This window comes from Corynebacterium sp. 212_CJEI, from assembly GCF_001055915.1.
In the GTDB taxonomy this organism is placed as follows: Bacteria; Actinomycetota; Actinomycetes; order Mycobacteriales; family Mycobacteriaceae; genus Corynebacterium; species Corynebacterium jeikeium_D.
Genome location: NZ_JVPT01000065.1, coordinates 25724 through 39716, shown reverse-complemented (window position 1 = coordinate 39716; position 13993 = coordinate 25724). Strand labels below are relative to the sequence as shown.

11 protein-coding genes and 1 pseudogene are annotated in these 13993 nt (G+C 59.2%); all 12 read right to left on the bottom strand.

Annotated elements, in window-relative coordinates; genetic code table 11:
- Positions 1–184: 184 nt before the first annotated feature.
- Entirely contained in the window at positions 185–1396 is a 1212-nt protein-coding gene (locus ADB02_RS08815; protein ID WP_016421475.1) for an acyl-CoA dehydrogenase family protein, read from the bottom strand.
- 42 nt (positions 1397–1438) lie between these two features.
- A complete protein-coding gene (locus tag ADB02_RS08810) occupies positions 1439–2845 on the bottom strand; it encodes an acyl-CoA dehydrogenase family protein (protein ID WP_048731769.1) in 1407 nt (468 codons plus the stop codon).
- A 122-nt stretch (positions 2846–2967) separates the two neighbouring features.
- The gene (locus ADB02_RS08805; RefSeq protein WP_049190673.1) at positions 2968–4461 is read right to left on the bottom strand and encodes a metallophosphoesterase family protein; all 1494 of its coding nucleotides are present in this window, start codon (positions 4459–4461) and stop codon (positions 2968–2970) included.
- Positions 4462–4532: 71 nt separating this feature from the next.
- On the bottom strand, positions 4533–6065 hold the full coding sequence (gene lysS, locus ADB02_RS08800; protein WP_016421478.1) for a lysine--tRNA ligase: 1533 nt from the start codon (positions 6063–6065) through the stop codon (positions 4533–4535).
- 50 nt (positions 6066–6115) lie between these two features.
- Positions 6116–8293 carry a PhoX family protein gene (locus ADB02_RS08795; protein ID WP_049171890.1) on the bottom strand — a complete coding sequence of 726 codons (2178 nt, stop codon included), beginning with the start codon at positions 8291–8293 and terminating at the stop codon, positions 6116–6118.
- Positions 8294–8540: 247 nt separating this feature from the next.
- The gene (gene panD, locus ADB02_RS08790; RefSeq protein ID WP_016421480.1) at positions 8541–8963 is read right to left on the bottom strand and encodes an aspartate 1-decarboxylase; all 423 of its coding nucleotides are present in this window, start codon (positions 8961–8963) and stop codon (positions 8541–8543) included.
- 314 nt (positions 8964–9277) lie between these two features.
- Positions 9278–10219: pseudogene (panC, locus tag ADB02_RS08785) on the bottom strand (pantoate--beta-alanine ligase); the annotation flags it as partial.
- A 97-nt stretch (positions 10220–10316) separates the two neighbouring features.
- Positions 10317–11237, bottom strand: coding sequence for a Rossmann-like and DUF2520 domain-containing protein (locus ADB02_RS08780; protein ID WP_049190670.1), 921 nt, complete (start codon positions 11235–11237; stop codon positions 10317–10319).
- A gap of 64 nt (positions 11238–11301) precedes the next feature.
- Complete coding sequence (locus ADB02_RS08775; RefSeq protein WP_049190668.1) at positions 11302–12573, bottom strand: DUF6779 domain-containing protein; 1272 nt, start codon at positions 12571–12573, stop codon at positions 11302–11304.
- Positions 12570–13076, bottom strand: coding sequence for a DUF3180 domain-containing protein (locus tag ADB02_RS08770; protein WP_049190665.1), 507 nt, complete (start codon positions 13074–13076; stop codon positions 12570–12572). The genes ADB02_RS08775 and ADB02_RS08770 overlap by 4 nt, the downstream gene beginning before the upstream one ends.
- Before the next feature lie 2 nt (positions 13077–13078).
- Positions 13079–13591: a 2-amino-4-hydroxy-6-hydroxymethyldihydropteridine diphosphokinase gene (folK, locus tag ADB02_RS08765; protein WP_016421485.1), complete on the bottom strand. Its 513-nt coding sequence runs from the start codon at positions 13589–13591 to the stop codon at positions 13079–13081.
- Entirely contained in the window at positions 13588–13992 is a 405-nt protein-coding gene (gene folB, locus ADB02_RS08760; RefSeq protein WP_016421486.1) for a dihydroneopterin aldolase, read from the bottom strand. The genes folK and folB overlap by 4 nt, the downstream gene beginning before the upstream one ends.
- Position 13993 lies beyond the last annotated feature (1 nt).

Sequence of the window (13993 nt, the reverse complement as noted above, 5' to 3'; positions counted from 1 at the left end):
ATGAACTCTCCCTCTAATCTCAGAAAAATAGGAACGCAACGACAAGAGACACACGGCCAAAACAGCGCAAAATAAAACACCGCCTACCAAGTCATGGCAGGACGGTGTTTTAGGAAAATGTGGCTTGAGCATCTTTGTGAGCTTTTACCGGCTCACCAGTATGTAGATTGCTCTGAAACTGTAACTACTTCAGTTCCTTGGAGGACAGGCCCAGGGTGCGGCGAGCAACGACCAGCTGCTGAATCTGCTGGGTACCTTCGAAGATGTCCAGGATCTTGACGTCGCGGGACCACTTCTCCAGCAGGTTACGCTCAGAGTAACCGAAGGTACCTGCCAGCTGAACGGCACGGAGGCAAATCTCGGTGCCTGCACGGCCGGCCTTGGCCTTACACTCGGAAGCTTCCAGAGTGTTCGGCTGCTTGTTGTCAGCCATCCACGCAGCGCGCAGAGCCAGGAGGTATGCAGCCTCCCAATCGGACTCCAGCTTCAGGTACTCAGCTGCAGCAGCGCTCTGGGTGTGTGCCGGTGCATCGTAGTCAATCTCGATGCCAGCCTCTTCCAGGATGCGACGCAGCTCTTCCAGCGAAGCACGGGAGACGCCGATGGCCATACCCGCAACCAGCGGACGAGTGTTGTCGAAGGTCGCCATTGCGCCGGCGAAGGACTTCTTAACATCAATGTCCGGGGAACCCAGCAGGTTCTCCTTCGGAACGCGGACATTGTCCAGGCGGAGCACTGCGGTATCCGAGGAACGAATACCCAGCTTCTCCTCCAGGCGCTCAACGGTGAAGCCCGGAGTGCCCTTCTTCACCAGGAAGGACTTGATGGCAGCACGGCCCTTGGACTTGTCCAGGGTCGCCCACACAACGACGGAGTCGGAACGCTCACCAGCAGTGACGAAGATCTTCTCACCGTTGATGACGTACTCATCACCATCGAGCTTGGCGGTGGTGGAAACTGCGGAGGAGTCAGAACCGAAGGACGGCTCGGTAATTGCCATGGAAGCCCAGGTCTTACCGAAAGCCTCCAGCTGCTCATCGGTAGCAACAGCTGCGATAGCTGCGTTACCTAGACCCTGGTACGGCAGGGACAGGGTCAGACCCACGTCACCCCAGCAGGTCTCAATAACGTTGAGCAGCGAAGCCATGTTGCCACCGTTTTTTACACCGGTGCGCTTCGGCTTCTTATCGTCACCACGTCCACCGGAAGCACCGGAGAAGCCACGGCCACCATCTGCCATGCCGTCCATCATGGAGGCAAGGGTGTCGAGTTCCTTCGGGTACTCGTGCTCAGCGAGATCGTACTTACGGGAAATCGGTCGGAAGATCTCAGCGGCGGCCTGATGCGACTGGGACGCGCCCGCCTTGAGGAACTTCGGCAGTTCGAGGTTAATCATTTTCTTTCCTCTTAATTCTTTTCGGCTGAAGTATCTAGCGGTTTACAGAACGACGATGCCTTCGGCGACACCAATTGCGCGGAGGTCACGGTACCAACGCTCAACCGGGTGCTCCTTGGTGAAGCCGTGGCCACCGAGCAGCTGCACACCGTCGGAACCAATCTTCATACCCTTTTCAGTGGCGAAGGTCTTAGCCAGAGCTGCCTCGCGAGCGAAGCCGCGACCCTGGTCAGCGCGGGAAGCACCGCGGAGAGTAATCATGCGGAGACCATCGAGCTCAATCTTGATGTCGGCGACCATGAAGGCCACTGCCTGGCGGTGGGAAATCGGCTCGCCGAATGCCTGACGCTCATTGACGTAAGGAATGACGTAGTCGAGAACTGCCTGAGAAGTACCCATTGCAAGAGCTGCCCAGCCGAGGCGGGAACGACGCAGAATGTCGAGGTATGCCTCTTCACGGTCTGCAGCCGAGGTGCTAGCGCCGCCGAGAATGTTCTCGGCCGGAACCTTGACATCCTTCAGGATGACGCGACCCATTGCGGCACCGCGCAGACCCATGGACGGGTCAGCCTCAACGTGGAGACCTTCAGTGTCGGACTCAACGATAACCAGAGCCGGCTTACCCTCGAGCTCAACACCGATGATGAACAGCTCAGCTGCGCCGGCGTTCGGAACGAAGGACTTAACACCGTTGAGGACCAGCGAATCGCCCTCGCGCTTTGCGGTGGTTTCAGGCTTGCGTGCGTCGAAAAGCGGGCGCGGCTCTGCGAGAACAACAGCGGCGGCCGGGACGTTCTCGCCAGCGAATGCCGGCAGGTAGGTCTTCTGCTGCGAGTCGGAGCCGTGAGCGGTCAGGGTGGCAGCGACACCGGCCGGAGCCAGCACTGCCAGAGCCAGACCCATGTCACCGTAGGACAGAGCCTCCGCGACCAGCGCGTTGGTGGTGACGTCCTCGCCGGTAGCGATGCCCTCGAAAGCCTCCGGGACGTTGATCATAGTGACGCCCAGCTCAGAAGCCTCAGAGACGAGATTCTCCGGGGGAGTTGCCTCGTGGTCGGACTTGTAAGCAGCCTCGCGCAAGCGCGACTCAGCAAACTCCTTAACCGTCTCGACGATCATCTGCTGATCCTCGGTCGGGGTGAGGTCGAAGAGCTTCTTTGCCTTCTCCTCGGCTGCGGCCTCCTGTGCAGCCTGGGCTTCCTCAGCCGGACGCTCCGGCTTACCGGAACCGGAAATCTTCTTAAACTGACGGTTCGCGGCACCAAGGGTCTTAAAACCGGACTTGGTGGACTGGTACACCACGCGGTCGATCTTTGGCTGAAGGTCGTACTTCTGGGCGAAGTCCGAACCAGTAATCGACGTGATGAACCGCATTGCCGCTCCGATAGCGTCGCGACCAGGGTTATTGCGGCCGACAGTCGAATCTTCGCGGTTCTTCTTCTCGCTCATGTGATCATGGCCTTTCGAGTCAGAACTATTACTGGCATAACAATAAATGAATCACGTGACCGTTGTCACAGGAATTGAAAAAACATTGCCAAGCAACAGAAAACTTTCAGGTTTCTAACTTGTCAGGCGATAACGCGGTTAACAACGTAGTTGCGATCAGCGAGCTCACCAAGCAGCGCCTCGGGCTCGAAGCCGTACATCGCCCAACGGGCACGCGCAGTCCATGCAAGCGCATCTTCGCTGCTCAAACGATGGAAATTAACCTGGTAACCACCGGAGTAGACATGCAGCAGTGTGTAGCCACCGGGGTATGCCTTGCACGCGCCGGTCTCCAAATAATCAACGCCGGCACCAAAATCACCGCGAGTACGCTTTGCACGGTGGGTGTGACCTGCCCCCGCAAAGAATACACCCGGAGCGTCGTTAAGCATCTGCTGCAAGCGTCGTGCATCAGCGCTGTTGAGAATGAAGGTGGGCCCGGCAGCATGTGTCCAACCAGCCTCGGAGGTAATTGGGTGATGAGCCAGCACAACTGTCGGCTTACTGGGGTCACGCTGCAATTCCCGCTCCAGTGCATCGAACTGTTCCGGGCTAATTTCGCCGCCGGACTCATCCAACTTCGATGAATCCAGCCCTATGACACGGACCGGCCCCTGCTGAGTGACCCACAGTTCCTGCCGCGGACGCCCCAGGAGAACACCGAAGGGATCGCGATGATTCTCGGTACCCTCCAAAACCGGGAATTCGTCGTAGCCAGCAGATGGATCGGCATCCGGCTTATGCGGACGATCATGATTGCCGCGGGTGACAAACCACTGCCGCTCCTGAGCACCAAAAGTATTCATAATCTCGGCAAATCGACGCACCTCCGCCGGACGTGCTTCCGACGTGGCATCACCGTTGACGAAAACCTTTTCAATCCCCATCCCCCGCAGCTCGGCGAGCGCAGCCGTCAGCATGACCTCGGGATACGGCGCGGCACCCGGTTCAGAAAAGATAGGAGCGGGGAAATCGCCGGTGATAATACCGTGCCCATTTTCGCCAATATGCGTGTCATTGAGGATGGCAATCGTGGTCAGGTACTCCCCTTCCGGAGCGACCAACGTCGTGAACTGTCCAGTTTGCTCGGGTGCATTGGGGAGGTTTCGGGTAATTAATCCCGGCTCGGCGACCAGTCCATTCGATCGACATTCGAAACGGTACGTGGTTCCAGGGCGCAGCTTATCGACGGTCACAAAGTGGTAGCCAACCTGCGTCTCGTCCTTATGTACCACGGGTAGCTCGCCGCCCTCATCGGCATCGACTGGCACTAGCGCAACTTCAGTGTCGGCTGGCGCCAGTGGAGCCAGCTTCCCCCACGCTGGATGTGGGCCTGCATACGTCGCCCACGAAAATGTCACCGACGTATCGGTCACGGTCACGACTTCCAGGTCCGTCACAACAAGGCCGCTGGTCAACCCGGTGAATGGAAACGGCGACTGGTTCGGGGCCGCCGATGCAACTGCTCGCGTCCCGACGCTATTGACGGCAACCGCTACAGCCCCCGCACCCGCTACTGCTCCCAAGCGCAATACGGATCGCCGATCAATTTTCTTATTCCCATTTACCGAATTCACGGGTGAAGAAATTACGGGATAAAAATAATCCCGGTGATAACACCGGGATAACTACACATGAATTCAGTCGCTTACGCTTCCGGCTTCACGATCGGGAACAGCACGGTTTCGCGAATGCCAAGGCCGGTCAGGGCCATCAGCAGGCGGTCAATGCCCATGCCCACACCGGTCGTCGGCGGCATGCCCTGCTCCATTGCGTGCAGGAAGTCCTCATCCAGAACCATGGCCTCGTCGTCGCCGCCAGCGGCCAGTCGCGCCTGATCCTCAAAGCGCTCACGCTGGACAACCGGGTCAACCAGCTCGGAGTAGCCGGTAGCCAGCTCGAAGCCACGGACGTAAAGATCCCACTTCTCGGTCACGCCAGGCTTGGAGCGGTGCTGACGAGTCAGCGGAGAGGTCTCGACCGGGAAGTCGCGGACAAAGATAGGACCGTCGAGCTGGTCTTCACAGAGCAGCTCCCAGATTTCCTCAACCAGCTTGCCGTGGCCCCAGCCGCCCTTCTCCGGAACCTCAAGGCCAATCACATCGGCGATTGCCTTTAGCTCCTCGACGGTCGAGTCAATAGTGACTTCCGGCTGACCAGGGAACTTGCGAGCAAGTGCCTCGTTCAGCGACGGGTACATCTCAATCTGCTTCCACTCGCCGCCGAAGTCGAACTCCGTACCGTCGGCAAGCGTGACGGTCGTCGAACCGAAGACCGCGACGCAGATTTCCTGAATGACCTCGCGGACGGTGCGGGCGGAGTCATCGTAGGTGCCGAATGCCTCGTAGTACTCCAGCATCGCGAACTCCGGGCTGTGCGAGGAGTCGATACCCTCGTTGCGGAAGTTACGGTTGATCTCAAAGACTCGCTCCATACCGCCGACGACGCAGCGCTTGAGGAAAAGCTCCGGCGCGATACGCAGGTAGAGATCGATGTCCAAAGCGTTGGAATGCGTCACGAATGGACGTGCAGCTGCACCGCCGTGCAGAGTCTGCAGCATCGGGGTTTCGACCTCGAGGAAACCGCGACGCTCAAGGGCGTGGCGCAGCTCGCGGATGACCTTGATACGAGTCAGTGCGTTAGTACGAGCCTGCTCACGCATAATCAGGTCCGTGTAGCGGTGACGCACGCGGCTGTCCTCGGACAGATCAGCGAACGACACCGGCAGCGGACGCAGAGCCTTCGAGGCCATCTGCCACTCGGTAGCCATCACAGACAACTCGCCGCGGCGCGAAGAAATTACGCGGCCAGTAATGAGGACGAAGTCGCCCATATCTACGTCCGACTTCCAAGCAGCCAGGGCGTCCTCGCCGACCTCAGCCTTGGAAAGCATGGCCTGCAGGGTCGTGCCGTCACCCTCCTGCAGAGCGGCAAAGCAGAGCTTGCCGGTGTTACGAATAAACATGACACGACCAATGACGGTCACGACATCCTGAGTCTCCTCGCCAGCCTCGAGGTGGCCCCACTCTTCACGGACATCCTTGAGAGAGTGAGTACGGGGAACCTCAACCGGGTACGGCTGAATTCCAGCCTCGAGCAGGCGGTCACGCTTCTCGCGGCGAATGCGCAGCTGCTCAGGAACGGTGGCGGTGTTTTCAGGGGTCTTCTTCGCGTCAGTCACGGCTATAAAGGTTAGCCGACTACACCGCCGACCTGCTAGTTGAGTGCCCTTTAGACGCCAATCTTCTTGCCATCAGTGCGTACAACCTGAACGACGGCCGGGCGTGGCTGCTCCTTGCCGCCGTCCGGCCAGTGCGAGGTCGGGTTGGTGGTCGGGTCCGGGTTGTCGCCGACTGGATGACCCTGATCCGTCTCGATTTCGCCCGGGTGCTGGACGTTGACCATCACGCGGTTGGAGAAGATCTGCGGACCACAGGTCTCTGCAGCAACCGGAACAGTCAGGAAGCACTTGGTCTCACCACGACGCTCGCCTTCGACGGCAACGGCGAAAAGGCCGTCGTTGGAGTCCAGCGCGTTGCCGTCGGTGGAAACCCACAGGTTGCCGTACTCGTCAAAGGCGACGTTGTCCGGGCAGGAAATTGGCGAGACCGATTCCTTGTCGAAGCCACCGAAGTAGGTGTAAGCCTCGTTCGGGTCACCACAGACCAGCAGGAGGTTCCACTTGCCCTTGGTACCGGCGTGGTCATCTTCCATCTCCAGAACAAGGCCATTCTTGTTCTCGGTGATTGGTGCGACCTCGACGGCGTCGGCAAGCGGGCGCCCTGCACCATCCTTGCGTTCCTTGCCCTTGTCGTCCTTCGCGCCCGCCTTACCGCGGTACTTGTTGTTGGTCAGCGCCGCGTAGACCTTACCGGTCTTCGGAGACGGCTCGATATCCTCCGGGCGGTCCATACGGGTCGCACCGACCTTGTCACCGGCGATGCGGGTGTAGATGCAGACCTCTTCGGCGGTCATGCCATCAACGTGGGACTCGTGCTTGCCGTCTGCCTTGGCGGTCATCAGCGGAAGCCACTCAATGTCACCGTCGAAACGGCCGTCCTTCGGCAGCTCACCGGAGCCGTCAATCTCGGACTCGGAATTACCGTTGAACTTACCGACGTAGAGAGTGCCCTCGGACAGAATGCCCATGTTGTGCTTGAGGTCCCCCTCCTTAATCTTGCGGGAGGAGACGAACTTGTAGATGTATTCGAAACGCTCGTCGTCGCCGGAGTAGCACACGACCGTGCCGTCGTCGGTGACGTAAATCTGACCGGCTTCATGCTTGAAACGGCCCACTGCGGTGTGCTTGACCGGGGTGGAGTTCGGGTCAGATGGGTCAATCTCTACCAGCCAGAAGAAGCGGTTCGGCTCGTTCGGCTCCTTGGAGACATCGAAGCGGTCGTAGTACTTCTCCCACGCGCGGTCGGACAGCTCTTCATTCTTGACCGAGTAGCGCTTGAGCTTCTTAACTGCGTCCTCGTCCTTGAGCTTGCCAACGTTGCCGAAGTACTGGTCAACGTTCTCCTCACCGGACAGGTAGGTACCCCACGGAGTAACACCACCGGAGCAGTTGTTCAAAGTTCCCTCGACCTTCATACCGGTCGGGTCAGCCTTGGTCTTCAGCAGATCGTGACCAGCAGCCGGGCCGTCAACTGTGAATTCGGTGAAGCCAGTGATGCGACGGTTACGCTTGTCGCTGAGAATTGGCTTCAGGAATCCCTTGTCATCCTCTTCCACAGCAAGGATGGTCTGGCCGTGGGCAGCCAGTCCGATGTCGACCTGCTCCTTAGTGGCATCTTCTTTCTTGTAGGCACGGAACATCATCGGCTCGGTGGTGTACTCGTGCGAGCAAACGTACAGCAGTGTGCCGTCTTCAGCCTTAATCAGGCCAGCGAAGTCATTGTTGAAGCCGAACTGCTTCAGCTGGTTTTCCGGAGTCTGCTTGTCAAAGTCGAACTCCGGGCCACCCTCGTGGATTGGGTCGCCCCAGCGAATCAGAACATTCTGCTCGTAGCCGTCCGGGATAACGACTGCGTCTTCCGTGTTCGGCTTGACGGCTTCGAAACGCATACCCTCCGGCGATTCGTCCTTGCTACCGTCACCGGCAGCAGCGGTACCGGAGGCGTCGGAGCCACCTGCGGCGCTGCCCGAATCATCAGAGGAGCAAGCGGCCAGCACGGCGCCACCGCCGACCGCAAGAGCACTAGCACCAGTGACCTTCAGTGCCGCGCGACGGGAGAATGCGCGCTGGGAGAACGCCTCCTTCGCAACATCACCGAAGTACTGGTTGTCCGAGAACTCGTTCGGAGCATCGTCAGCACAGGCATTACCACACTTGTAAGTGCAGGTCAGAGAGCTGCGAGAGGTAGCAAAAGGATTTGTCAGCAGATTCTTGCCAATACGAACCATGGGGAGACCGCCTTTGTATAGCTTCGACTAGGTGAGGAAATGGAAAACTAAAACTTTTAGATCCTCTAAGAAGCTAAGGACGTTGCGTTACCTTTCGGTTTCTAAAAATCAACTCGCCAATGAGCTTTAGCTGACGGTCTAATGACTTGCGCTTTAACGCAAAGTGAACACCCTGGTGTTGCGGTTCTCCGGCTCGACTCTTCTCTCCAACTACGCAGTCGAGCCCCAGCTCTGCGGGCTACGTGGACTAGCCCTGGTTCTCCGGGCTACGCGGATTCTTCAAATCAGAACCCTCCGGCACATCCGCCGGGTCATTGCCACTTTCCAGAATCTTGTTGTCCTCATCGACGAAGATGACATTCGGCTTGTACGTACGCGCCTCAGCGTCATCCATCATTCCGTAGCCGATGATAATAACCAGATCACCCGGCGATATCAGACGAGCGGCGGCACCATTGATAGAAATGATGCCCGAGCCGCGCTCTCCGGTAATGCAGTAAGTAGTAAGCCGGTTGCCATTATTGATATCGACGATGTCGACGGCTTCACCTTCAAGCAGGTCGGCCGCTTCCATCAAATCAGCGTCAATCGTGCACGATCCAACGTAGTGAAGATCAGCCTGAGTCACCGTGGCACGGTGAATCTTGGACTTCAACATAGTGCGAAACATGAAAAAGGTAGGTCCCTTCCTGGATTCGTCCCCTGGATGCTTGCCTACCGCGGCACCCCTTAGCGTGGCAGGTTGTTAGTCGGCACACTATAATACGACAACTTCCCAGCCACGAAAAACTACTTCGAAAAGCCGTCCTACTCGCTGTCCTGCTCAACGCCAAAGCCGGCGTTCTTCAGGTTTTCTTTGCTGGACTCATCTTTCAGGCGGGCATCCCGAGCAGCGCGGACCTTTTCCTGCAGCTCAGCCAACTCAGCAGCCTCTTGCTCAGTCAGCTCGCCGTCCAGCCCCGCAGCCGACAGGGCCGCTGACGCAATTTCGGCGTCCTTCTGCCCGAGCTGACCGAAACCGTTTGCCGAATCCGGGCGCGGCGCACCCAGAATCAAGCCAACATTATCAATGAGACGAGTAGTGCCGACCTTCGCAGCAACCAGTAGGCGAGCTTCAGTCTCCTGGCCGTCGCCGCGCAACACCTCGTCGGAAAGCGGGGCGAGCGCAGCGTCACGCAGCTCCAAATAATCCAACTCGACCTCAGGCTGGCTGGCGAGCACGCCACGCGCGGTTTCCAGCACAGCATCCGCACCACGGTCCGCGACAAAAGCGCCGGCAGTCAGCGCAGCGGACAGGGTTACTGCGAGATTGCGCTGCTCCTCGGAAAGATAGCGGTTGCGGGAGCTCATAGCCAGCCCATCGGCCTCGCGAATCACCGGTACACCGTGCAACTGCACCGGCATATTCAGGTCAGTGACCATCTGCTGCATCAGGCACAGCTGCTGGTAGTCCTTCTCACCAAAAACGGCATCAGTGCAGTTGGTGATGTTGAAAAGCTTGTTGACCACCGTCAACGCACCGGCAAAGTGCCCCGGGCGAGTAGCACCTTCGAGCTCCGAAGCCAGCGGCCCCGGCTGCACCGTCGTGCGGAAACCGTTGGGGTACATCTCCTTCGCGTTCGGCGCAAAGACCAGCTCAGCACCGACAGCGCGGAGCTTCTCAACGTCTTCCTCCAGAGTCCGCGGGTAGGCGTCAAAGTCCTCCCCCTCACCGAACTGCAGCGGATTGACGAAAATCGACACCACCACAACAGCGCGCGGCAGCGTCTTCGCGGCCTGTACTAGTTCAAGGTGCCCCTGGTGTAGCGCACCCATCGTAGGTACGAGCACCACCGGCCGCCCGGTCTTCCGCAACGCACGGGTGACCTGCGCGATTCCCGCAATAGTCTTGTGAACAGTTGTCTCTCCGGCGGTATAACCCGTCATGTTTCCTCCGCGTTCAGATCTACCGGACCAAACTTTTCGCCCGACGGCAATACCTTACGCCACATCCCGGATGACCAGAACAGCCAGTCCGCTCAGCTCATCGGCGTAGGTACCGCAAAACCTCGTTGGCACCGCGCAGCTCGGCGATGCGCTCGGCAAGAGCCAGGTAGGCGGTTCCCATTTCCGGTGCCACCGCTTCAATTTCACGTTCGTGCTTGACGACGGTCCCAAGGTCGTCCCGCGTCACCGGGCCAGTCAGCCCCCGGGAACCCCACCTCAAGGCATTGTCCAATGAAGCTTCCAGCAGTGGGCGGAGCAGCTCGGCGGCCTGGCCTCGACGCAGCTCAGCTATGTCGGTGTCTTCGGCTGCTGCATCTCCGCCGATAGTGGTTGCCAGCATTTCTACTGCATCGACCACAACTGCGCCCAGACCGTTTGAGCCATGGGCCATAGCCGCGTGATAGAGACCGCGGTGACGTTCGTTGATGAACACCGGACGACCGCCGAGTTCACCAATGAGCAGTTCACTGACTGTTTTCGCGAGCTCATCCCCAACAGTGATGCCCCATGGGCAGCCGGTCAGGAGCTCGGAGTCGTCGTCAAGCCCTGCGAATGTCATTGCGGGATGGGCGGCGATGGTCAGCGCGCCGGTGAGTGCGACCGGATCGAGCACGGCACGCCCGAGGGAACCAGAAGTATGCATGACGATGCGTCCGGGGCCGACATGGCGGGCGACGTCCTCCGCGACCTCTGCGATGGCGCGATCCGGCACGGCGATGACGATGAGCTCGCAGGTGGAAGCTGTGTCGGCAATGCTACTAACCTGTGCGTTCGGGAGACGTAGATGCGCTCGTGTGACAGATTCTGGTGAGCGCGCGACCACGTGAGTGACACGATGCCCACAGTGCTCTAACGCCTGGCCGAGCGCGACCCCGACTTTTCCGGCAGAAATAATCCCCACCGCCAACCGCGGAGCGGTTGTCCGATGGGGATGGGAATCATGCTGGCTTTGCGTCATGACTGACTAGGTTAGACCAAACCAGCTATGTGCAGTGAGTAGGCCGCGCATACTCGGTAAGCGACTAGGCCTCTTCGTCCTCGCGCTGCTCCCTCTTCTTGCGCATCTGCGCCATCAGCTCGGCAACCGTCAGGCTGCCCTTGTTGTCCTCAGCACGGCGCCGACCGTGGCTTGCAGGCTCCTGCTCAGGAGCCTGAGCCGGTTTCTGAGCTGGCTCTTCTGCGAGGTCCTCATCGCGAATGGCCTGCAGCTGGCGAGTCGGAGAGTCCGAGGCATCGTCCGATTCCGGCGCAGCGAATGGGTGCCGTGCACCGTGTGCCTCGTGAGCACCGCCCTGAGAATCGTCCTCTGCGGCGTCCTCGGCCGGGGTTTCCTGCCAGTTGATGGCGCGGAAAGAGTTAGTGGAGAACTTCTCCTTGGAAACGGCTTCGTCATCCTTGGAATCGGCGACTTCGTGGACGTCAACCGGCTGGCCAGACGGCGAGAATGTACGGCGCATGTCGGTGGCCTCGGCGTCTTCCACCGGCGAAGCGGAGGAAGCGGAGCCCGTGCCGCCGTGCTGGGTATGAACGCCAACAGTGCCGTTAGCGGTCATCTCAGCGCGGTGGGAAGTCGCGCGTGGTGTCGGCCGGTCGTGACCGGTCGGATCCTTCATCGGCGAGGCCTGCTGTGGCGAGTCGAGCTCACGCAGACGCTCGGCCTGGGCGCGAAGAGCAACCTGCTCGTCGTCGAAATCCTCCCCCATGAACTCAGCAAGCTGGGCACGCAGTGCAAAGACCTCAGCGCGCAGCGCCGCAATGTTGTCATCGTTGTTACCCTCAAGCGAGTCCAGGTAGTTCTGCTCGAGAATCAGCTCCTGCTCACGGTGAGTAGCCAGCTCGCGGTCAAGCTCCACCTTGTGCAGTTCCTCGATTGTCTCCAACCGCTTGCGCTCCAACGCAATGGTCTTGCGGTATCGAGTCACCAGCACAGCCCCGATAACTGCCGACCACAACGCCAGCAGCACGGCAACCTTCATCCACCCGGCAGAGGAGGCAAAGAGCATGACGATACTGGCAATCACCGCGAGCACCAGCAGCACAACCATGAGAATGACGGCGGTTTTCTCCGTCATACCATCGGTAGAACTGAATTTCGTCACATCATTGCTCTGCTCATCTGCATATGCCGCATCAGCCCCGGAGTTAGCCCCAGCGGAGTAGCTTTCGAAAGCCGAAGAAGGCGACGGAGACGGAGACTCGGCCATATCCGACGAAGTAGCTGCCGCGTCGCCCTGAAAATATGCGGCATCAACCGAGCGCTTCGGGTCATTACCGGCGTTGGAGAGGTCAGTCATAACTCCCACCCTACCGAGTTAGTTCCCATTTCCCCGCTAGGAGGCGAAGAATTTTCGCCATCAGTTGGCAATTGGCAAACTTTTTCCAGCCACAGCCCCGCCGCAGCGAGCAAAATGCCGGATACTGTGCCGACAATCATGATCGGCCCGTCGGCCTGTGCAGCCGCAAGCTCCGTCCACTTCGGCAAAGCCCACAGCACGCCACCGGCGTACAAACCTCCGAGAATCGCACCCAACCACGCGGATGCCGTACCGACCACCAGCCATCGCGACAACGTTAACGGCTGCACCTGGCTGCGATCCTGCCCGACCTTCCCCTCTTTCAGCACCGACTTAATCCACCGCGCTGCCGCCACACAGACAGCTGTGAGCAACCAGGGAAACCCCAGGTCCCACCAACTTCGTGGCCCGAGCGCACCGAAAAACTGTGCCACGATCATCCATGACGCCAGTGCGAGAACCAGCGCAGATGCAGCCAACGTAATCGGTGAGGTCGGTTTCATCTCTAGGCCTCTTCTCCATCTGCGCTGTCTGCTAGACGCACTGCGTTTACGTCTTCAGGTGCCAGCTTATCGACGAGTGCCGCGACCCGAACTCCCCCCAATTCGGCATCCGGGTCGGCATCGAGCCACGGCACCAGTACAAAGGCACGCTCGGTTGCCCACGGATGCGGCAGGGTCAGAGTCGAATCGTCAGAGATGATCTCCTCGCCGGTGTCCTTGTCAGTGACCTGCACAATGTCCACGTCGAGCGCCCGTGGTCCCCAGTGAATTTCGCGCACTCGACCAGCGTCATTTTCCAGTTTCCAACCAGCTTCCAGCAGCTCCATTGGTGTCCGGGACGTATCGACAATGAGCACGGCATTGAGGAAGTCACCCTGCTCTACCCCACCCCAAGGTGGGGTGGCATAAATTTTTGAGGCTGCGACCAATTCATCGGCGAAGAAGGCCTGCACACCAGTTAGGTTTTCTCGCGCGCGGTCCATGTTCGCGCCGATAGAAAGAACGGCGCGAATCATGCCAACCGCTTCTTCCGCGAACGGCGGGCTGTTACCGCAGCGTCATCAAAGTCGAGCGGAATGGGCGCATGCGGTTTGTGAATGGTCACTTCCACCGCATGTAACAGCGGGGACAATCCGCGTTCGGCGCGGCCATCGTCGTCGGCAAGCACTGCTTCGGCAATCTCGGTCGCGACGGTTTCGATGAGGTTGCGCGGAGTGCCGGTCAAAATTCCGTGCGCTGTGGCTGCGATGTCGGCGTAGTTGACGGTGTCGTCCAGCTCGTCGCTGGCAGCGGCACCGGAGAAATCCAGCCACAGGGTGACGTCACAGATGAAGTCCTGGCCATCACGGCGCTCGAAGTCGAGACAGCCGTGGTAGCCGCGGGCTTTCAGACCTTTGAGTTCAATGCGATCAGCCACT